This window comes from Leptothrix mechoopdaensis (SeqCode), from assembly GCF_053893855.1.
In genome coordinates this window covers 1,707,417-1,727,439 of the sequence record NZ_CM132699.1, presented here as the reverse complement: position 1 = coordinate 1,727,439, position 20,023 = coordinate 1,707,417, and the positions used below count along the sequence as shown (strand labels likewise).

Genomic DNA, 20,023 nt, shown 5'->3' with positions numbered 1-20,023 from the left:
TGGGCCTGCATGGGGTCCTCTCGTCGCGGATCGGCACCCGCGATGTCGCCGTCAGGCGACCCGGAACGCAGGCCCGGTGATCAGTGGTGGGCCGACACCTGGAGCCCGAGCACACGCCCGGCCGGATCGGCGAAGCGCGGATCATAGCCAGCCTGGAACGAGCGGGACTGCAGGCTCAGCGGCGGATCCCGGTCGAACACGTTGCGCACCGTGAAGGTCATGAGCCAGCGTTCGGATGGCCGCCATTGCAGCCCCAGATCATGGGTGATGTCCGCCGCGACGCGGCGCGTGGCCAGCTGATCCTGATAGCCCGAACGATGGCGTTGCGACCAGCTCACCATCCAGTTCGCGCGCTGCCAGTCGAGCGTGGCGACGTGCTGCCAGCGGAACACGGGCGCGTCGTCGCCATACACACCGACCGCCTCGCGGAACGCCTCGCCGGGCTCGCGCTGGTAGCGATGGCTGAGCACCTGCGTGCCGTCCAGCCGGGCAGACCAGCGGCCGCCGTCCCCGCGCGAGATCAGCCATTGCAGTCCGACATCCAGACCGCGGGTGCGCAGCGTGCCCAGGTTCTGCGTGGGCAGGTCGACATAGGCGATGGCATCGATGCCGCCGCCCAGGCAGGACGCGAAGTCCTCGCGTCGGAGACCCGGGCCCGCACCGCTGGGCAGCTGGCTGCAGCGCACGATGCGCGCGCCATGACGGGCCGGATCGTCGAACACCGCGCTGTCCGGCAAGGCACCGATCACCTGCTTCAGCGTGAGGTGCCAGAAGTCCAGTGCGAGGCTGACCGTCGGGTCGGGCGACCACTGGCTGCCCAGGGTGAACTGACGCGACCGTTCCGGTGCGAGGCTCTCCAGCGGCTGTCCGTTGGCCTCCGGCCCGGCATGGCGGACCTGAAACTGCACGTTGCACGCAAGCCGCTCGTCGGCCGTGCCGACGCCTGCGGCCGGCACGCCACCGGGACAGTTGACCGGGTCGTTCCGGTAGTCCGCCGTGTTGCCCAGCGACGCGGGTCGATGCAGGTCATAGAGGGTCGGCGGCCGGAATCCGCTCGCGTAACCGCCGCGCATCGTCCAGTTCGAGGCCGGCCGCCAGCGCCAGCTGAGCTTCGGGCTGAAGGCCGTGCCGATGTCGTCGTAGCGGTCCACTCGCCACGCCGTCGTCAGGTCGACGCGTGAGGTCAGCGGCCAGTTCGCCTCGGCGTGCAGGGCATGCAGACGCCTGGCTCCGCCCGTGTCAGCCGCAGGATCAAGACCCAGGCTCGGAAGACGGGCGGCGACATCGGACACCTGGAACGCACTCCGCTCGCGCCGGTGTTCGACGCCGAAGGCGGCCGCGACAGGGCCGTGGGCGGTTTCCGTCAGGTCGCCCTTGAGCTTGAGGTCGACCAGATCCTGCGTCGCCCGGCCACTCTGCACCACCGCCTGGACCTGGGCCGCGTCGATCGCCCGCTGGCCGGCCAGGGTCTGCGGACCGAACGGGTTGATCAGGCCATCCCAGACACCCTGCTGCACGAGGTTGTCGTCGAGAAAGCCTTGCCGGACACGTTCAACGCTGCTGCTGCGGGCACGACCAATGCCGGTCTCCAGGCGCCAGCCGCCGGCCAAGTCACCTTGCAGGCTCAGCAAGGTCCGACCGGCCAGCGTGGTCGAGGAGCGGATGCGTGGTCCGGCCGCCAGTTCTCGCCACGACACCAGACCGCCCGGCACCTGCGCGGACGGATCAGGGCCATAGAGGTCCGGCACCGTGCCGAGGACACCGGGCGGAAGGCTGGGAAAGTAGGGGGTGCCGGCCCGAAGGTAATGGTCTGCGGGCGCCGCCCCGCTGTTGGCCACCACCTGCTGGCGTGACCAGAGGTGTTCACCGGTCAGGCTCCAGCCGTCGTCGAGCGTCCGTTCCGTCCGGAAGAACGCCAGGCGCTGCTGGTTGGCCGGTATCGCGTCGACGACGGCGGGCAGGTCGTACTTGCAGTAGCCGTCGCTGCCCGCGACGGTGTTGGGGGCCGCACAGGCGGGCCAGGCGGGATCATGACCATTGATCGATCCCGGCAGGCCGTAGTAGCTCGTCAGACGGTCCGGGTCACCGAGCAGCACGCCCGTCCGGGAGGCCGAACGCCGGCTGGCCGGAAGGCGTTGCTGGTCGCGCAGGTCGAAGGCGTGCATCCAGCGCCAATCGGCGCCGTCCGCGTCGCCCGAACCGGCACTCCACGAGAAGCGGCGGACCAGACCGCCACCCCGGGGCGAGCCCTGGGTCTCGAGCGCCACGTCACCGCCGCTCAGGTCGCGCTTGAGCACGACATTGACCACGCCGCCTACGGCATCCGCGCCATAGACCGCCGACGCGCCGTCACGCAGCACCTCGATGCGGTCGACTGCGGCCAACGGGATGCCATGCACGTCGACCGAAGCGCCGTCGAAGGGGTGGTTCACGAGCCGTCGGCCATTGAGCAGGACGAGTGTTCGAGCCGCGCCCGAACCGATCGCCGCACCCAGCCCGCGCAGGTCGACCTCGGCCTTCCCACCGTTGACGTTGCCGACGGCATCGGCCACGTCAACCCGCGCCTGGTTGGCCACGATGGCGGCCATCGCCTGCGCCATGCTGGTGATGCCGCGCTGACGCAGCGCCGCGGCACTCAGGATGGTGACCGGCGCACGATCGGCCGCGTCGTGGATCTGCAACAGGCTGCCGGTGATCTCGACGCGCTCCAGCGTGGTCGAAGGATTCGACACACCGTCATCGGCGCTGGCGATGTTCGCCAGGCCCGGTCCGGCGACGAACAGCAGCAAGGCCCGAAACGGGAGACGGCATGCGCGTCGGGGGCGGGTGCAGGGCTGATTCAGCATCGGCTGATTGTCGAAGCCATGCCGGGGGGGTCAGCGTGACTCCCAGGTTGCGCGAGGCGCGAGTCACCGTGACCTACGTGCCAGTATGTTGGGGAGATGCAACATTCATCGCATACACCCGGTCGAATGCGCGTGCCGGAAGGGTTCAACACGAACGCCTGTGAAATCCGTCGCACCAAAGAAAAAGCCCCTCGGCGCAAACCGAGGGGCTTTCAATGTTGGTGGGCCCTGAGTGACTCGAACACTCGACCAACGGATTAAGAGTCCGCTGCTCTACCAACTGAGCTAAGAGCCCGTGAGAACTAAATCATAACACTGTTTTGGTGGGTTGTGCGTGACTCGAACACGCGACCTACGGATTAAAAGTCCGCTGCTCTACCGACTGAGCTAACAACCCGCCTCAACCGGTCATGCGTGGTCCGGAGTAACTCCGCGTCTTTCGACACGATGATCAACCGACCCAACCCGGGGAGTATCGGCAAGGCTACGGTTGACCTTGCCCATGCTCTCCGGCGAAATCTCGACAGAGGTTCCAGCGAACGCTGCCTGGGCACTCGACGAGCCTTGCTCGAAGAGTATCCAGACTTTTTCCTGTTTCTCGATCTGGTCAGCGCGCCTTGCGCTCATCTCAGTTCAAGACAGAAAGCAGTACTCTGGAAAGCCAAAGAGTATAGACAACGAAAGAGCTTCAGCGCAAGAGGTTCGATGCACTTTCCGCGTCCGGCGGGCCCGCAGCACCGACCCGATCCCGGAGCGCCGCGAGCGCCGCCTCTGCTGCCGTCATGCCGAAGGTCGCGGTGACAGCCACGGTCGAGCCGTAGCCGGCGCAGTTGAGACTGCCGTCGGTTGCGCAGACATCGCCCGGCGCACTCGGCATGACCACCGCCTCTTCCGAGTAGACGCAGATCGGCCCCAGCACCTCGCGCGGGCCGATCGGGCCGGAGACGCCGATCGACTTGCGCAACTGCTGCCGCAACCGGGCCAGCAGCGGGTCATGCGTGACTCGTGCCAGATCGGCCACGCGGACGCGCTGGGGCTGGGTCTTGCCGCCGGCCGCACCGACCGTCACCAGCGGCACGTTCGATTCGCGCGACCAGCGCGCCAGCATCAGCTTGGCGCTGGCCTGGTCGCAGGCATCGACGACGACGTCGACCGATCCGGGCAACAGACCGGGCCAGTTGCCGGGTTCGGCGAACTGTTCGACCGCATGGACATCGCATCCCGGGTGGATGTCGCGCACACGCGCGGCCATCACGTCGACCTTGGCGGCGCCCACGCTGCTGCCCAGCGCCTGGATCTGGCGGTTGATGTTCGATTCGGCGATCTGGTCGAAGTCGACCAGCACCAGTTGCGCCACACCGCACCGGGCCAGCGCCTCCGCCGCCCACGAGCCGACGCCGCCCAGGCCGATCACCACCACCCTCGCCTGCCGGACGACCGCGTAACCAGCGTCGCCCCACAGGCGCCGCAGGCCGCCGAAACGGCGTTCGAGATCGGCGTCGTGGCCTTCGGTCAGGGGCAGCGGCGAGTTCAAGCCGAACGCTCCAGCTGCCAGACCAGGAAGCGCAGACCGGCAACACAACCGGCCGCGATCGCCGCCAGCGCGACCACGCTGGTCAGGCCGAGCGTGGAGATGCCCGACAGCCCTTGCCCGACGCTGCAGCCCATCGCGGTGACACCGCCGACACCCATCAGCGCCGCGCCGACCAGATGGCGCGCGGTGTCGGCCGTGTCGCGGAAGCCTTCCCAGCGGAACTCGCGGCGCAGCAGATGCACGGCCAGCGAGCCGCCGAAGACCCCCAGCACCGCGACCAGACCGGTCGTCAGGCGGCGACCCGAGTCGGTGAAGAACACCAGCCATTCGTAACCCTGGGCCACCGGCGACACGAAGTTCAGCGCTTCGCCACGCCGGCTGTAGGTGCCGAGGAAGGCCTCCTCGAGCGTCTCGGGATGTTCGGCCAGGTGCCCGAAACGCAGCGAGACCCACCACACCGCCAGCAGCAGCACGGCACTGCCCATCCCGCCGACCAGCACCCGCGCCTCACGGCCATCGGCCGACGACAGCACCCAGGCGATCAGCCCGCCCCCCACCAGCAGGCCCAGACCGGCCGCCAGCGTCCGGGTCGACAGGCCGGTCACGGCTGCCAGCACGCTGGGCAGATCCTGCGAGGTGCCCAGCGTCAAGGCCCAGGCATCGACCGTCTCGACGCGCAGTTGCGCCGTCAGGCCTCGCAGCGTCATCCAGGCGGTCAGGCCCATCACCAGCAGCACCACCAGGGCCTTCAGGTTGCCTCCGCCCAGGCGCTGCAGGTTGCGGCTGCCGCATCCCGACGCCAGCACCATGCCGAAGCCGAACATCAGACCGCCGACCAGCGCCGAGGCCCACAGCCAGCGCGTGCCGCCGTAGAGCGTCCAGTCGGCGGCGAAGAGGCCTTGCGCGACCAGCAGGTTGAAGCCCAGCACGGCAACGCCGATCGCCAGTCCCCACATGCGCAGGCGCCGGCTGTCGCCGAAGTTCACCCAGTCGGCAATGGCGCCCATCGTGCAGAACTGGGTCCGCACGCCGAGCGCGCCGAAGGCGAAGGCCAGAATGAAGACGGCCCAGAGAACCTGGGCCGTGAGCGTGGAAACGTCGATCTCTTGCATGGCGCGCGATTCTAGGTTCGCGCCCTCGCCAGACCGGACCGGGCAGACCCCGGCCGAGCTGACGCCTCAGGCGATCACTTGATCTGCGCGAGCCGTTCGCGACCGGACTGCGCCGCCTCGGACTGCGGGTAGGTCTTGACCAGTTCCTCCAGCGTCTTGCGTGCCGCCTTCGGATCCTTCAGCTCGACCTGGCAATTGGCCACGGCCAACAGCGCCTCGGCCGCCCGCGGATGGTCCGGCGTGGTCGTCACGAGCGCGCGGAAGGTGGCCATGGCCTCCTTGACGTCGCCCTTGCCGTACAGCGCGTTGCCGAGCCAGTACTGCACATGGCCACCGTAGCTGCTGCCGGCGAACCGGCGCTGGAAGGCCTGCAGCGCGTCGACCGCACGGGCGAAGTCGCCCTTGCGCAGCACGCCGATCGCGTCGTCATAGGCCTTCTTCTCGGACACGTCGACGGTGATCTCCTTGCCGTCGAGACTGACCTTCTGCGGTTCGAGCCTGCGCAGACGCTCGTCCTGCGCGGCCAGCGCGGCCAGCAGGTCCTTCTGCTTGCGCTGGAGGTCGGCGAGGTCGCGGGTGGCATCACGGGTCGACTGGGTCACCTGCTCGTCCTGACCGCGCAGCTTGGCCATCTCGCCGCGCATCACCTCGATCTGGCTGTTGAGGTCGAGCACCCCGCGACGCAGCACGTTGAGCTGCTCGGCGAGATCGCTCATCTCGGTCTTGCGAGCGGCCTGCTGCTGCTGCAGTTGCTGGTTGAGCTGGCTGTTGGCCGACTCGGCCTTGTCCAGCCGACCCCGCAGTTCAAGGATCGCCTTGCGCGCTTCCTCGTCGTCAAACAGGCCGGCCTGCGCCTGCGGCACGAAGACCAGCAGCGGCAGGCTCATCAGCAGGGTGCGGGCCAGTCGGGTCAGCGGCTGGTTGGAGAGACGTTGCAGCGTGTTCATCAGCGATCCTTCAACTCGACACGGCGGTTCTTGGCCCACGTGGCCTCGTCATTGCCGCTCGCGGCCGGGCGTTCCTTGCCGTAGCTCACGGCCTCGGTCTGGGCGCCACCGGCACCGAGCAGGCCGAGTGCCCGCACCACCGCGTCGGCGCGTTTCTGGCCCAGGGCCAGGTTGTATTCACGGCCACCGCGTTCGTCGGTGTGACCCTCGACCAGCAGCTTGCGCTTGCGGTCGGCATTGAGGTAGCGGGCGTTGGCATCGATGACGTTGCGGTACTCGTCCTTGACGACGTAGCTGTCGTAGTCGAAGTAGACGACGCGCGGCAGACCGGCATTGCCACCGGCACCGTTGCCGGCGCCGCCCAGGTCGATCGAGGGGATGCGGTTGTCGCCCGGCAAGGCCGTTCCACCCGCCCCGCCGCCATTGACCGAGCCCATGCCGGCGCCCCCGTTGGCGCCGCCGCCGGCCAGCGCCGATGCGCCGCCGCGGTTGCGGTCCTCGACCGGCGCCGGCGGGTCCAGACGCGTCGACGACGCGCAGGCCGTCAGCAGGACGACGATCCCCGCCGCTGCGGCCAGGCGCAGCGGGCGGATCCAGGAGAAGGACGTGGCATTCATCGGATAGGACTCCAGGCCGCCGTGCGGCGGCCGATGTGTTCAGGGAGATCGGGACGGCGTCCGGTTCGAGGGTTCGGACCGTTCCCGGATCGGAAAGTTCGTGCCGGGCGACGTCCGGCTTCAGCGGCCGTACGGACCCCAGGTCGGTTCGCGAACATCGACCTGCGGCACGCCCAGGCGAGCCTTGATCGCGCCGTCGAGCGTCGTCGTCATCAGCACGTCACGGCCACCGGCGCGGGTCGCGTAGATCAGCAGCCGACCGTTGGGCGCGAAGCTGGGGCTCTCGTCGTCGCTGGTGTCGGTGAGCGTGCGGACCTCGCCGGTCGCGAGGGTCAGCAGCGTCAGCTGAAAGGTGTTGCCGCCGTTGCGCGAGATGTAGGCCAGGTAGCGGCCGTCCGGGCTGACCGCCGGGCTGATGTTGAAGTTGCCCTGGAAGGTCACGCGGTCGACCCCGCCACCGGTCAGCGCGGCGCGGTAGATCTGCGGGCCGCCGCCCCGGTCGCTGACGAAGAACAGGCTCTTGCCGTCGGGCGCCCAGGCGGCCTCGGTGTCGATGCTGCTGTGGCTGGTCAGACGCCGCAGGTCGCCACCGTTGCGGTTCATGACCCAGATCTGCGACGGGCCGTCGCGCGTCAGCGTGACCGCCAGCATGCTGCCGTCGGGCGACCAGGCCGGGGCGCTGTTCGAGCCCTTGAAGTTGGCCACCACGCGGCGCTTGCCGGCGTAGACGTCCTGCACGTAGACGACCGCCTTGCGTTCCTCGAAGGAGACATAGGCCAGCTCGCGCGCATCGGGCGACCAGGCCGGCGACATGATCGGCTCGGGCCCGGCCAGCGCGACCTGCGCGGCCTCGCCGTCGGCGTCGGCCACCCACAGCGTGTAGCGACCGGCCGCCTTCGAGACGTAGGCGATGCGGGTCGAGAAGATGCCGCGTTCGTTGGTCAGCTGCTGGTAGATGAAGTCCGACATCTCGTGGGCGATGCGGCGCAGCTCGCCGGTCGCCGACGGTGGCGCGGCCTTGCCGCCGAGGTCGGTGCCGCGCACGACATCCCAGAGCCGGTAGCGGACATCGAACTTGCCATCGGCCAGCCGGGCGATCGAGCCGGCGGCCATCGCGTCGATCGCCTTGGCGCGCCAGTCGGCATAGGCCGGGCGGGTGTTCTCGTCGAGCGGGCCGTTGCCGGTGTCGACGATGCGGAACAGGCCGCTGCGTTCCAGGTCCGCCCGGACCACGGCCGAGATCGGCACCGGCGACTTGTCCTCGTCGCGCAGCCGGGCCACGCTGATCGGCACCTGGGTGGCACCGACGCCCGAGATCTCGACCTTGAACTGGGCCTGGACGGGGGCCAGTCCGGGCAACGCGAAACCGCCGAGCGCGCCAAGGGCCAGGCGGGAAAACTGTCGACGAGATGTCATCTGGAGGTGGGGAGATGGCGTGGAATGCAGGCCGCCAGGGCGACGGCGCCACGAAAGGCCCCGGCAATATATCCCAAGGTTACAAGGGGTCCGTGACAGGCTGTGCCAAGCGCGACAGGCCGCCTCGGCACCTCGTGGCAGCATGCCGCGACGACCGTGATGCGGTGCACGCACCGCCCCGCACACAGCGCCCACGTCCCACCTCGCCGAACCTGCCGGAGCCCCCGATGGACACGCCCGCCTCACCCCCGTCCCAGACCGCCCTCGCCTTCAGCCGCTTTCCGGTCCCCGAACTGGCCGACCTGCCCGACGACCTGCGCGAGCGCATCCTCGCGGTCCAGGCCAAGGCCGGCTTCGTGCCCAACGTGTTTCTCGCGCTGGCCCATCGGCCGGACGAATGCCGCGCCTTCTTCGACTACCACGACGCGCTGATGCTGCGCCCGTCCGGCCTGAGCAAGGGCGAGAAGGAGATGATCGTCGTGGCGACCTCGGGCGCGAACCGCTGCCTGTACTGCGTGGTCGCGCACGGCGCGATCCTGCGCATCTACGAGAAGTCGCCGCTGCTGGCCGATGCCGTCGCCCTCAACCACCACAAGGCAACGCTGACGCCGCGCCAGCACGCGATGCTCGACTTCGCGCTGAAGGTCGGCGGCGACTCGGCCACCGTCAACGAAGCCGACTTCGCGACCCTGCACGGCCACGGCTTCAGCGACGAGGACATCTGGGACATCGGCGCGATCACCGCGTTCTTCGGCCTGTCCAACCGCATGGCCAACCTGATGAGCCTGATGCCCAACGCCGAGTTCTACCTGATGGGCCGCCTGCCGCGCGGCTGACGGCGTCGCGCCTCGATCACCGAGAACTCGTGCCGCGTCGGGGTCACCGCGACCGGCTCGAAGCCGGCTGCTTCCAGCAGGTCGCGGAACTCGGCCAGACCGCGTTCACGCCCGCCCAGGCCGGCCAGCATGTTCAGGTCGGTGCGGACCAGCGCCTCGTCGTGTGGCGTCGCGCCCAGCCGTTCGCCGCGCACACGTTCGACCACGACCAGCCGGGCGCCCGCCGGTGCGGCCTCGGCGCAGCGCGCCAGCAGGCGACGGCACGCGTCGTCGTCCCAGTTGTGCAGGATGCTTTTCAGCAGGTAGCGGTCGGCTCCCGGTGGCACGGCGGCGAAGAAGTCGCCGATCTCGAAACGGGCCCGTTCGGCCAGCGCGTGCTGCTCGAACAGGGCTTGCGCGCCGGGCGCAGCGTCGGCCCGGTCCAGCACCACGAGCTGCAGGCCCGGATGCGCGACCGCGATCGCCGCGCCGAGCGTGCCGATGCCGCCGCCGACATCGACCAGCGTGCCGGCGCCCTGCCAGAGGGGCAGCCGCGCCACCTCGCCGGCGACCAGCGTGGTCAGGGCCTGCATCGCCGCATGGAACAGCGTGGCGGCGGCCGGCTGGCCGTCGAGGAAGCCGTAGTGCGACCGGCCCGTCAGACGGGCGCGGGCACTGCGGCCGCTGCGCACGCTGTAGCCCAGTTCCCCCCACATCGGCCAGAGTGGCCCGCCCCACCACATCGCCATGGCGCGCAGGCTGGGTGAACCGTCGGCCGGCGCGCGGCACAAGGCCTGCCCGGCGCAGGTCAGCCGGTAACGGCCTTCGTGCCGATGCCGGCCCTGTCGGCAGACCTGCAGCACGCACAGCGCCTGAAGCAGGCGGCGCAGACCGTCCGGGTCGACATCGCAGGCTCGGGCCAGCGTCTCGGGGTCGATCCATCCGCTGGCCAGCCGGTCGGGCAGGTCCAGCAGCACGGCCGCGTTCAGGGCCTGGGTGCGCCAGCAGGCGGTGATCTGCCCGACCAGCCGGGCGCGGGCCTCGTCGCGCCGGCCGGACGGGCGCTGCGCAGGTCGATCGGCGCCCATGTTCACTCCTGCGGGATGTCGTGCGTGCGCACGAACTGGCGCCAGACCGCAGTGGCCGACTCGATCGCGGCCCCCATCTGCTGGGGCGTCCCGCCGCTGACGCGCAGACCCTGGGCCTCCATCGCGCTGCGCAGCGCCGGCTCGGCCAGTGCCCGGTTGACCTCCTGGGACAGGCGCGCCGCCAGCTCGGCGGGCGTGCCGGGCGGCGCGACCAGGCCGTTCCAGATCGGCAGCGTGTCGGTCGCGATGCCGGACTCCGACAAGGCCGGCACGCCGGGTGCAGCCTCGCTGCGGTCGGGCAAGGTCGCCAGCAGGCGCAGCTTGCCCGACCGGATGTGCGGCAGCGCGGCGGCCAGCGGGCCGATGTTGAACTGCAGCTCGCCGCTGATCAGGTCGGGCATCAGCTGCGCGCCGCCCTTGTAGGGCACGCGCAAGGCCTTCAGCCCGGCCGACTGCAGGTAGTGCTCGGTCACCAGGTACTCGCTGAGCACGCCGGTGCCATAGCTGAGCCTGTCGGGGTGGGCCTTCAGGTGCGCGGTCAGTTCCGCCACGTTGCCGGCCGGGACCTTCGGGTTGACGACGACGCCGTAGACGAGGTTCATCACCGGCGCGACCGGCACGAACTCGGCCATCGACCGGATCGGCGACTCGCGCACCAGCACCGGCAGCGCGGCCATCGACGATTGGGCCCACAGCAGCGTGTTGCCGTCGGGCGCGGCCGAGCGCACCGCCAGGATCGCGGGCACGCCATTGCCACCGGGCCGGTTCTCGACCAGGACCTGGCGGCCGAGCGCGCGCGCCATCGACTGCGCCAGCAGCCGCGCCGCCGTGTCCGATGCACCACCGGCCGGCGTGCCGACGATGATCTTCAGCGGCCCGGCCGGCTCGGCGGCATGCCCGATCGACGGCATGCCCGGGAGGGCGATCGTGGCGATCAAGGCTGCAAGGATCTGGCGCCTGTTCATCGTGGTGCTCCTGCGGTGGACGATGGGCCCACTTTAGGAAGACGATCGGCAGCGGGTAAGCCGACGGCGGCTGATCCCGGCATTAACTTCCGGTTGTGGCTCCGGTTCTGGTTCCGGGCCGGGCCAAGCCGGCTCCTGCGAGGTGCGTCTATGGACAAGCTTAAGGCCCTCCAATACTTCGTCGCGGCGGTCGAGACCGGCAGCTTCGCGCAGGCCGCGCAGCGGCTCGAGATCAGCGTGCCGGCGGTGCAGAAGCTGGTCGGTGCGCTCGAACGCAGCCTCGGCCTGGTGCTGCTCGAACGCGGGGCGCGGGGCGTGCGTCCGACGGCCAGCGGACACGACTACCTCGACCGCTGTCGTGCGCTGCTCGCCGAGGTCGACGAACTGGGGCAGGCCGAACGTCGGCTGGCCGGCGCGGGCGAACGTCCTGCCGGTCAGCTGTCGGTGGCAGCGCATCCGCAGCTCGCGCATCACGTGCTGCTGCCGGCGCTGCCACGGTTCCATGCGCTGTATCCGGACATCGAGATCGACTTCCGCGCCGTCAACCGCATCGGCGACATCGACGCCGTCAGCGCCGACGTGCTGCTGCTGCACGGCTGGCCCGAGGTACCGCCGGACTACGTGCACCGTCGGCTGGGTGGCGACCGCAGCCTGATCATGGCCGCGCCCGAACACTGGGCCGCCCGCGGCATCCCGCAGCACCCCTCCGAGCTGACCGGTCACACCTGCCTGCTGATGCGCAACCCGGTCGGCATCCTGCTCGACCTGTGGGAGTTCAAGCGCGCTCAGGAGACCGTGCAGGTCAAGGTCAAGGGCTGGATGTCCAGCAACGCCCGCGAAGCCACGCTGGACCTCGTGCTGGGCGGGCACGGCGTCGGGCGCTTCACCGAACTCACCACGCGCGATCCGATCCGGGCCGGCCGGCTGGTGCCGGTGCTGCTGGACTGGGAAGTCCAGGGCGGCCCGCCCGTCAACCTGCTGTTCAAGGGCAACGCGCGCCGCACGCCCCGCCTGCGCGCCTTCATCGACTTCACGCTGCAGTGCCTGCGCGACCTGGACGTGCGCGGCGACGGTCTGTCCGGCAGCGAACGACCGGCCTGGCACCGTCGTGGATACGGTCGCGCCTCGGCGACGCTGCGGCGTTGAATGCCGTCTGTCCGGCACCGGACACAAACCCCCTGGGGTGTCGACAGCGATAGCCAAAAACGATCCGCACGCCGATCAAGCGAGCCTCTTCGTCACCGATAACGGGGGCGGCACCGGCCATTTCCGGACCCGACTTCACCCCAGGAAGAGACATGCGACTCGAGATCAAACAGGCGTACGGCTACGGTGCGGCCATCCTGCTGCTGCTGGGCACCGTCGCCATCGGCGCGGTCGTCATGAGCGGTCGCAGCGGCCATCAGGCCGAAGAGAGCGCGACGCGCCGGTACACGTCCTACCAGCTGGCCGACGAGCTGCGCCAGAGCTCGGACGACCTGACCCGTCTGGCCCGCACCTACGTGGCGACCGGCGACGAGAAGTGGGAGCGGCAGTACCGCGAGATCCTCGACATCCGCAGCGGCAAACATGCGCGCCCCACCGGTTACGAACGGATCTACTGGGACTTCCGCGCGGCCGATCTGCCCGACACCCAGCCGCCCGGCTCGAAGGCCGCCCTGCTCGACCTGATGAAGGCGCAGGGCTTCACCGCTGCCGAGCTGGCCAAGCTGGCCGAAGCCAAGGCGAACTCAGACGACCTGGTGCGCACCGAGACGATCGCGATGAACATGGTCCAGGGCCGCTACGAGGACGGCCAGGGCGGCTACACCCGCCTGGGCACCCCCGACCGTGCCAAGGCGCTGGAGCTGATGAACGACCTGACCTATCACCAGAACAAGGCCAGGATCATGCGGCCGGTCGACGATTTCCTGCTCCTGCTGGACAGCCGCACGCAGGCCGAGGCCGACGCCGCGTCGAACAGCCGGCAACGCTGGTCGGGGCTGGCGATCGCCGCCACCGCCGCGCTGATCGTGATCCTGTTCATCGGCCTGATGTACCTGCGCCGCCGCACCCGCGACGTGATCGGCCAGGTCGGCCGGGTCGCGTCGGGCATCGCCGATGGCCGGCTCGACCAGAGCGTCGATCGCACCGTCAGCGGCGAGGAAGGCGACCTGCTGCGCAGCATGGGTCGCATGCAGACGAAGCTGGCCGACGTGGTCGGCGCCATCCGTGCCGGTGCCGACAGCGTGGCCACTGCCAGCGCCGAGATCGCGCAGGGGAACCAGGACCTCAGCCAGCGCACCGAACAGCAGGCCGCCGCGCTGCAGCAGACCGCCGCGACGATGGAGGAACTGGGCACCACCGTGCGGCACAACGCCGACAACGCCCGTCACGCCAACCAGCTGGCGCAGGGCGCCTCAACCGTCGCGGCACAGGGCGGCGAGGTGGTCGGCCGGGTGGTCAACACCATGCAGGGCATCAGCGACAGCAGCCGCAAGATCGGCGACATCATCGGCGTGATCGACGGCATCGCGTTCCAGACCAACATCCTCGCGCTCAACGCGGCAGTCGAAGCCGCCCGGGCCGGCGAACAGGGCCGCGGCTTCGCGGTCGTCGCCTCCGAGGTCCGCAGCCTGGCGCAGCGCAGCGCCGATGCGGCCAAGGAGATCAAGATGCTGATCAACCGCAGCGTCGAGCAGGTCGAACAAGGCACCGTGCTGGTCGATCAGGCCGGCAAGACCATGGTCGACATCGTCGGCTCGATCCAGCGCGTCAGCGACATCGTCGCCGAGATCTCGTCAGCCAGCACCGAACAGAGCGCCGGTGTCCTGGAGGTCGGCCAGGCGGTCGACCAGATGGACCGCGCCACCCAGCAGAACGCCGCGCTGGTCGAGGAAAGCGCTGCGGCGGCCGAGAGCCTGAAGGTCCAGGCCAACCAGCTGGTGGAGGCGGTCTCGGTGTTCCGGCTGTCAGCCGCCGCCTGAGCTCACGCCGGCACGGCGCTCCAGCCGCCGACCGCGCGCCGCAGGAAGCCGTCGTCGCCGTCGAAGCGCCACAGGTGCAGCCAGCCGTTCTCGACCAGCTGGCGCACGACCGCGTGGCGTGCGATGACGCGGTCGATCGCCTCGGCCGGCGCGTCGATCACGACCGTCAGCCGCAGCGGCTCGTGGCGCCATTGCTGGCCGTCGTGCAGGGACTGGCGCGACAGGCCGATGCGCAGGTCGCCGCCATTGCCCTCGAACACGCCGATGCGCCCGCCGACGACGTTGTGCAGCACCTTGTTGCCGCTGCCCAGGCGCTTCGGGTCGCTGGTCGAGGCGTGGTATTGCCAGTTGATCCAGTGCGTCACCAGCATCGGCGCGGTCATCAGCAGTTCCAGCAGGCTGCCGTCGAGGTCCTGGCCGGCGTCGTAGTCATGCAGGAAGACGCGGCCGCCGAGCGACACGCCGCGGCTGCGCGAACGCGGCGCGATCAGGAAGGCGGCGTTGCCCGCCAGGCCCCATTCCGGCCGCGTCTGGGCGACGTCGTTGGCGCGCCGGCGCAGCTGGTCGACCAGCACGGCGGGCGGCTGGGTCGGGTCCAGTCCGAGCGTCGGGGCGCGCTCGCGCCGCACCCGGTCGCCCGCCTGGACGAAGCTCGCCTGCAGCCGGCCCCAGCGTGCCCGCGCCGGGGCGTCGAGCAGGTCGAGGTCGTAGGCCTCGATCTCGTCGGTGGTCGTGTTGTGCAGCACCGCGATGAAGGCCACGTCCTCGGGCAGGTCGATGCCGCGCGCGAGCAGGCCTTCCTGGACATCGGGTTCGTTCAGCAGCCGCGCCAGCGCACGCGCATTGACCTCGCCGGTCTGGCCGCAGCAGGCGCCACAGTCCAGCGCGGCGGCCTGGGCGTTGTTCGCGCTCTGGCTGCCGTGGCCGACCAGCAGCACCATCGGGGCCATCGCGGGCGCCAGGCCCATCGCGTTCAGCACCCGCATGGCCAGGTCGACCTTGGTGTCGAGGTCGACACCTGACAGGACCGGCCGGCAGACCGGGCGGTAGCGCGGCGCCAGGCCCTCGCCATCGGGCGAACGGCGGGCGGCGGGCGACACGTTCAGGCAGCCGGCCAGCGCGCCCAGGTAGCCCGCACCGATCGCCTCCACCGACGAGAACGCCGCGCCCGGCCAGCGGCTGCCGGCGCGCCACTGCTCGGTCCGCTCGAAGCGCTGTTGGCGATCCTCGCGGGCCGGCTCTTGCAGCGCGTCGCCCTGCGGGCCGAAGTCCATCAGGGTCTCGGCCACCCGGTCGGTCACGTCCAGCGCCGGTGCCAGCAGGCCCGGCAGCTGCGGCCGGCGCGCCTCCGTCGCCAGCGGCGTGTAGGCCACCGGCAGGCCGAAGAAGCCGGCAAAGCCGACCGTCTGGACAGTGGGGCAGCCCGCCTCGATCGCCCGGCGCAACGGTTCGCTGCGCACGTCGATGCAGAAGGCGGCCTGCACCTCGACCGCAGGCTTCGGTGCCAGCTGCGGCGCAGGCCTGGCGACGGCCCGCAGCCGCTGCTTCAGGTCGCGCTGGTAGCCGATCTCGTAGGCCAGCTGCCAGACCTCGTCGACCAGCAGGGCCACCTCTGCCTGCTGCAGCAGCGCCGGTGCGCACTCCCAGGCCACCTGCAGCGTCACGAAGGCACGCTGCGCGGCGCGGTCGTCGCGGCACTCCAGCAGGATCGCGCCCCAGGCCAGCCGGATCGCCAGCAGGTCACGCAGATGGCTGTCGTCGCGACCGGCCTGGCGCGCCTCCCAGCCCAGCCAGGCGCACCACGAGGCCCAGCCGTTCACGGTCAGCAGGACGGCCTCCAGGTAGTCGGCCCAGACCTCCTCGGGCAGCCCGAGGCGGCGCAGCACCCAGCGTTCGGCATCCTCGCGCGTGGCGGGCAAGGCCGACAGGCCGCGACCGAGTCCGGGCAGGCCCATCAGCACGCCGATGCCGTGGTCATGCGTCAGCGTCTCGCGCCAGAAGGCGTAGAGCCCGCCGCTGCGGTCGGGTTGCCAGTCGGCCTGATGGGTGTCGAAGTAGGCCGCGCAGACCTGGCTGACCTGGTGCGTGATGGCCTGCCGCCACGACAGGCGGTCACCTGCGCGCGGGTCGTCGTCCAGCACGTCGATCAGCAAGGGCAGATGCGGCAGTTCGGGCGTCCGGGCGAGCGCTGCAATGGCGCGTGCGGTGTCCAACCCTGCCAACCGTGCATCGGGGCTTTGCGCCAGCGCCTGCACGACATCGTGGGCGACGATGCGGCCGGTCGCCCAGGCCTGCCGCAGCTGATCGCGCGGCGGAAAGACGCGGATGTCGCCCAGCACCGCCATGCGCGCGGCGACCGTGCGCACCGGCAGACCGATGCGCTCCCAGTGCGGGTTGACGGCGATCGCGCGGTCCAGTGGCCAGGCCGGCGCGATGGCCTTGCAGGCCTGCGCGCAGGCGCGCTCGACCTGCTGCTGGAAGGTCATCTCGGGCTGGTCGGCCAGCAGCGGCTGGCGGATCGTCTCGACGTGCGGCGTCAGCTGGATGTCCATGGGGTCGTCCTTGTGGTGGTTCAGGTCTTGGTGGCGGGCGTCCAGCGTGCCGGCCAGGCACGCAGCGCGGCGCGGGTCACGTGTTCATCGATGTAGAAGCCGGCATGGCTCCAGCGGCGCCAGGTCGACAGGGCCTCGGGCCGCACCTGCAGCATCGCCAGGCAGACGTACAGCGCGGTCATGCCGACCAGTGCCACCAGGCCGGCGACGCCGTCGGGCGAGTCCACCGTGCCCAGCGGCAGCGCATGGCCGAGCCACGCCGCCAGCGTCATGCCGGTCACGAGACCGAGGCCGGTCAGCAGGCTGCGCACGGTGCCGGCGACGTCACCGCCGGGCGTCTTCGCGCGCCACAGCATCGGCGCCCAGGCCAGGGCCAGCACGGCGGTCCACCACCACGGCCAGGGGGAGCCCGGCACCAGGGTCGTGACCAGCACCAGCAGACCCGCCAGCCAGCCGGCGGTCAGCAGCGGAGCCGCGAGCACGCTGGCGACCGAGACGCTGCCGGCGTTGCGCATCATCTGCAGGCGGGTTTCCTCGACCGCCCGCGACGCCGTCAGGAAGGCGTGGGCCTTGTAGAGCGAATGGCCGACCAGGTGCAGCAGCGCGAGGGTGTACAGGCCCAGGCCGCACTCCATCACCATGAAGCCCATCTGCGCGACGGTCGACCAGGCCAGCCGCACCTTGATGCTGATGCGCGTCAGCATCACCAGCCCGGCGAGCAGCGCGCTCGCCAGCCCGAAGGCGACCAGCAGCCAGCGCGCGACCGGCGCCTGATCGAGCAGCGGCGCGAAGCGGATCAGCACGACCGCGCCCAGGTTGATCACGCCGGCGTGCAACAGCGCAGACACCGGCGTCGGCGCCTCCATCACCTGGATCAGCCAGCCGTGCACCGGCAGCAGCGCCGTGCGCAACACCACCGCCAGCGCGAGCAGCACGGCGCTGGCCTGCAGCGCGACCGAGGGCGCGCCGGACTCGAGGTGCAGCCACAGCGCCGACAGCGAGCCCGAGCCGGTGACCGACCAGGCCAGCGCGGCAGCGACGATCAGCAGCAGGTCGGCAGCCCTGTCGGCCAGGCGCTTCTTGTGCGCCGCCAGCAGCGCGAACGGCCGGTCGGCGTAGAAACACAGCAGGCGCTCCAGCGCCACACCGACAGCGGCCCAGGCCGCGATCAGCACCAGCCAGTGGTCGGCCAGCAGCATCAGGTGGACACCGGCCAGCACAGCGCCGAACGCGGCGATGAACCGCGTCTGGCCCGGTTCGCCCTCCAGGTAGCGCGATGCATACGCGGCGATCACCGTGCCGAGCCACTGCACCAGCAGGGCCACCCAGGCGGCGGCCAGCGTGGTGGTCAAGCCGGCCCACGAGGCCTGGGTCGCATCCGAGCCGACGAGCAGTTGCAGGCCGAGACTGATCGCCGTGCCGGCCAGTGCGGCCAGCGCGAGCCGGCGCAGGCGTTGCCGGGCGGATGGCACGTCGGCGGTGCGCCAGAGCGACGTCGCCAGCAGCATCAAGGCGGCCGGCAGCACGGCGCTGGCGAGCAGAAACAAGGAGGTCAGGGTCATGGTGGCCACATCGATTCGGGGATGGGCGGATGGTGCGGCCCCGTCGTGGTTCTGTAAAATTCATTTATACGAACCGATCAATCCATAAAACAGAACCGTGAAGCTCGAAAGCCTCAACTTCCACCACCTCTTCTACTTCTGGCGCGTGGCCAAGACCGGTCACCTGACGCGAGTGGCGACCGAGCTGCACGTCTCTCAGTCGGCCCTGTCGAACCAGATCCGCCAGCTGGAGGACGCCCTGGGCGAGCCGCTGTTCGAACGCACCGGCCGCCGTCTGGTGCTGACCGAGACGGGGCAGCTCGCGCTGTCCTATGCCGAGAACATCTTCGGCCTCGGCCAGGAACTGCTCGGCCGGCTGCAGGGCCGCAGCGAAGGGCTGGTGCGGCTGCGCGTGGGCAGCGTCGCGACGCTGTCACGCAACTACCAGGAGAACTGGATCCGCCCGCTGCTGGCCGACCCGACCGTGACGCTGTCGCTGGAGTCCGGCCTGCTCGACGACCTGCTCGCCCGTCTGCTGCAGCACCAGCTCGACGTGGTGCTGGCCAACGACGCCGTGCCGGCCGACCCGGACCGCCCGCTGCACTGCCGCTTCCTGGGCAGCCAGCCGATCTCGCTGGTCGGACCGGCGTCGCTGTGGCAGGGCCGCACGCTGCGCATCCCGGAAGACCTCGGCGGCTGCGACCTCGCCCTGCCCGGCCCGCGCCACGCGCTGCGCGGCCAGTTCGACGCCCTCTGCGTGGCAGCCGGCGTCACGCCACGCGTGCGCGCCGAGGTCGACGACATGGCCATGCTCCGCCTCGTCGCCCGCGACAGCGGTTGGCTGACCGTCCTGCCCGAGGTCGTCGTTCAGGACGAACTGCGCACCGGCACGCTGGTGACGGTCGGCCGCTCGACCCGTCTGCAGGAACACTTCTACGCCATCACGACCCTGCACCGGCACCGGCTGGAGCGGCTGGAGCAATTGCTGGCGCAGGCGCCGGTGCTGGGGGATGAACCAGCGGCTGGGCGAGACGAGGCGACGCAGCGCCCGGGGCCGTCAAGCGTCTGACGGGCCCGGCCGCCAGCCGGTCCGATGCGCCCAGTCTTCCGCCGCGAGGTAGATCAGGTCGACCGCAGGATCCTTGACGTCGGGGTAGTCCTCGTGATCCCGCAGGCTGGCCACCAGACGCCGCTTCAGCTCGCCGTAGGCGGCGGCCATCGGCGGATGCGCGATCAGGAAGTCGCGGAACAGCAAGGCATAAAGCTGGTTCGGCCGGCCGGTGACGCGGACATGCAGGTTCACCCGCCGTTCGCCGTCCGGCTCCAGGAAGAACAGCTTGGCCCAATCCTCGTCAGGTCCTGCCGCACCTGGCGGCCGATGGTCGCGCCAGACGCCTTCCGGCGCCCTGAAACCCGCCGCCTTCAGGCGGTCCGACACCGGCGCGCCGAGGTCCTGCACGCTGACCTGGACGTCCAGCACGTCCTTGGCGCAGAGCCCCGGGACAGCGGTCGAGCCGATGTGGTCGATCCGGATCGCGAGCGAGCCGAGCTGCTGGCGCAGGCGCGCGCCGAGGGTCCGGAAGCCGGTCGGCCAGTCAGGGTTGGAGGGGTGAAGCGTGATCAT

15 protein-coding genes and 2 tRNA genes are annotated in these 20,023 nt (G+C 70.4%); 4 read left to right on the top strand and 13 right to left on the bottom strand.

What is annotated here, in order from left to right; genetic code table 11:
• Window positions 1-80 precede the first annotated feature (80 nt).
• The 8 genes from ACWA7K_RS07655 to tolB all read right to left on the bottom strand — a co-directional run bounded on the left by ACWA7K_RS07655 (window position 81) and on the right by tolB (window position 8,472).
• On the bottom strand, window positions 81-2,789 hold the full coding sequence (locus ACWA7K_RS07655; RefSeq protein WP_456167230.1) for a TonB-dependent receptor plug domain-containing protein: 2,709 nt from the start codon (window positions 2,787-2,789) through the stop codon (window positions 81-83).
• Window positions 2,790-3,065: 276 nt separating this feature from the next.
• Window positions 3,066-3,141, bottom strand: a tRNA-Lys gene (locus ACWA7K_RS07650).
• Window positions 3,142-3,167: 26 nt separating this feature from the next.
• Window positions 3,168-3,243 (bottom strand) — tRNA-Lys (locus tag ACWA7K_RS07645).
• 291 nt (window positions 3,244-3,534) lie between these two features.
• The gene (locus ACWA7K_RS07640; protein ID WP_456167228.1) at window positions 3,535-4,380 is read right to left on the bottom strand and encodes a tRNA threonylcarbamoyladenosine dehydratase; all 846 of its coding nucleotides are present in this window, start codon (window positions 4,378-4,380) and stop codon (window positions 3,535-3,537) included.
• Window positions 4,377-5,492: a YeeE/YedE family protein gene (locus ACWA7K_RS07635; RefSeq protein WP_456167226.1), complete on the bottom strand. Its 1,116-nt coding sequence runs from the start codon at window positions 5,490-5,492 to the stop codon at window positions 4,377-4,379. Before ACWA7K_RS07635 ends, ACWA7K_RS07640 begins: the two co-directional genes overlap by 4 nt.
• A gap of 74 nt (window positions 5,493-5,566) precedes the next feature.
• Window positions 5,567-6,439 carry a tol-pal system protein YbgF gene (ybgF, locus tag ACWA7K_RS07630; RefSeq protein ID WP_456167224.1) on the bottom strand — a complete coding sequence of 291 codons (873 nt, stop codon included), beginning with the start codon at window positions 6,437-6,439 and terminating at the stop codon, window positions 5,567-5,569.
• Window positions 6,439-7,056, bottom strand: coding sequence for a peptidoglycan-associated lipoprotein Pal (gene pal / locus ACWA7K_RS07625; RefSeq protein ID WP_456167222.1), 618 nt, complete (start codon window positions 7,054-7,056; stop codon window positions 6,439-6,441). The genes ybgF and pal overlap by 1 nt, the downstream gene beginning before the upstream one ends.
• A gap of 120 nt (window positions 7,057-7,176) precedes the next feature.
• A complete protein-coding gene (gene tolB / locus ACWA7K_RS07620; RefSeq protein WP_456167220.1) occupies window positions 7,177-8,472 on the bottom strand; it encodes a Tol-Pal system beta propeller repeat protein TolB in 1,296 nt (431 codons plus the stop codon).
• Window positions 8,473-8,699: 227 nt separating this feature from the next.
• On the opposite strand from tolB, the gene ACWA7K_RS07615 reads away from it, so the two are divergent.
• A complete protein-coding gene (locus tag ACWA7K_RS07615; protein ID WP_456167218.1) occupies window positions 8,700-9,308 on the top strand; it encodes a peroxidase-related enzyme in 609 nt (202 codons plus the stop codon).
• On the opposite strand, the gene ACWA7K_RS07610 is transcribed toward ACWA7K_RS07615, so the two are convergent.
• Window positions 9,278-10,375: a methyltransferase gene (locus ACWA7K_RS07610; protein WP_456167216.1), complete on the bottom strand. Its 1,098-nt coding sequence runs from the start codon at window positions 10,373-10,375 to the stop codon at window positions 9,278-9,280. The genes ACWA7K_RS07615 and ACWA7K_RS07610 overlap by 31 nt on opposite strands.
• 2 nt (window positions 10,376-10,377) lie before the next feature.
• Window positions 10,378-11,340, bottom strand: coding sequence for a Bug family tripartite tricarboxylate transporter substrate binding protein (locus ACWA7K_RS07605; protein WP_456167214.1), 963 nt, complete (start codon window positions 11,338-11,340; stop codon window positions 10,378-10,380).
• 150 nt (window positions 11,341-11,490) lie between these two features.
• Between ACWA7K_RS07605 and ACWA7K_RS07600 the strand changes: the two genes are divergently transcribed.
• Window positions 11,491-12,486 carry a LysR family transcriptional regulator gene (locus ACWA7K_RS07600; protein ID WP_456167212.1) on the top strand — a complete coding sequence of 332 codons (996 nt, stop codon included), beginning with the start codon at window positions 11,491-11,493 and terminating at the stop codon, window positions 12,484-12,486.
• A gap of 152 nt (window positions 12,487-12,638) precedes the next feature.
• On the top strand, window positions 12,639-14,306 hold the full coding sequence (locus ACWA7K_RS07595; protein WP_456167210.1) for a methyl-accepting chemotaxis protein: 1,668 nt from the start codon (window positions 12,639-12,641) through the stop codon (window positions 14,304-14,306).
• 2 nt (window positions 14,307-14,308) lie between these two features.
• Here ACWA7K_RS07595 and ACWA7K_RS07590 read toward each other — a convergent pair whose 3' ends face one another.
• Together ACWA7K_RS07590 and ACWA7K_RS07585 are read right to left on the bottom strand one after the other, a co-directional pair.
• Complete coding sequence (locus tag ACWA7K_RS07590; protein ID WP_456167208.1) at window positions 14,309-16,858, bottom strand: YbcC family protein; 2,550 nt, start codon at window positions 16,856-16,858, stop codon at window positions 14,309-14,311.
• Window positions 16,859-16,878: 20 nt separating this feature from the next.
• The gene (locus ACWA7K_RS07585) at window positions 16,879-18,420 is read right to left on the bottom strand and encodes an NADH-quinone oxidoreductase subunit L (protein ID WP_456167206.1); all 1,542 of its coding nucleotides are present in this window, start codon (window positions 18,418-18,420) and stop codon (window positions 16,879-16,881) included.
• Between the two features lie 97 nt (window positions 18,421-18,517).
• Between ACWA7K_RS07585 and ACWA7K_RS07580 the strand changes: the two genes are divergently transcribed.
• Window positions 18,518-19,468, top strand: a complete 951-nt coding sequence (locus ACWA7K_RS07580) for a LysR family transcriptional regulator (protein WP_456167204.1) — start codon at window positions 18,518-18,520, stop codon at window positions 19,466-19,468.
• Here the strand turns inward: ACWA7K_RS07580 and ACWA7K_RS07575 are convergent.
• The gene (locus ACWA7K_RS07575; protein WP_456167201.1) at window positions 19,457-20,023 is read right to left on the bottom strand and encodes a GrpB family protein; all 567 of its coding nucleotides are present in this window, start codon (window positions 20,021-20,023) and stop codon (window positions 19,457-19,459) included. The genes ACWA7K_RS07580 and ACWA7K_RS07575 overlap by 12 nt on opposite strands.

Excerpts from the sequence above, each read along its gene's own strand:
- ACWA7K_RS07635 (WP_456167226.1), bottom strand. The coding sequence starts at position 5,492 with ATGCAAGAGATCGACGTTTCCACGCTCACGGCCCAGGTTCTCTGGGCC.
- ybgF (WP_456167224.1), bottom strand. The coding sequence starts at position 6,439 with ATGAACACGCTGCAACGTCTCTCCAACCAGCCGCTGACCCGACTGGCC.
- pal (WP_456167222.1), bottom strand. The coding sequence starts at position 7,056 with ATGAATGCCACGTCCTTCTCCTGGATCCGCCCGCTGCGCCTGGCCGCA.
- tolB (WP_456167220.1), bottom strand. The coding sequence starts at position 8,472 with ATGACATCTCGTCGACAGTTTTCCCGCCTGGCCCTTGGCGCGCTCGGC.
- ACWA7K_RS07615 (WP_456167218.1), top strand. The coding sequence starts at position 8,700 with ATGGACACGCCCGCCTCACCCCCGTCCCAGACCGCCCTCGCCTTCAGC.
- ACWA7K_RS07610 (WP_456167216.1), bottom strand. The coding sequence starts at position 10,375 with ATGGGCGCCGATCGACCTGCGCAGCGCCCGTCCGGCCGGCGCGACGAG.
- ACWA7K_RS07605 (WP_456167214.1), bottom strand. The coding sequence starts at position 11,340 with ATGAACAGGCGCCAGATCCTTGCAGCCTTGATCGCCACGATCGCCCTC.
- ACWA7K_RS07600 (WP_456167212.1), top strand. The coding sequence starts at position 11,491 with ATGGACAAGCTTAAGGCCCTCCAATACTTCGTCGCGGCGGTCGAGACC.
- ACWA7K_RS07595 (WP_456167210.1), top strand. The coding sequence starts at position 12,639 with ATGCGACTCGAGATCAAACAGGCGTACGGCTACGGTGCGGCCATCCTG.
- ACWA7K_RS07590 (WP_456167208.1), bottom strand. The coding sequence starts at position 16,858 with ATGGACATCCAGCTGACGCCGCACGTCGAGACGATCCGCCAGCCGCTG.
- ACWA7K_RS07585 (WP_456167206.1), bottom strand. The coding sequence starts at position 18,420 with ATGACCCTGACCTCCTTGTTTCTGCTCGCCAGCGCCGTGCTGCCGGCC.
- ACWA7K_RS07575 (WP_456167201.1), bottom strand. The coding sequence starts at position 20,023 with ATGATCACGCTTCACCCCTCCAACCCTGACTGGCCGACCGGCTTCCGG.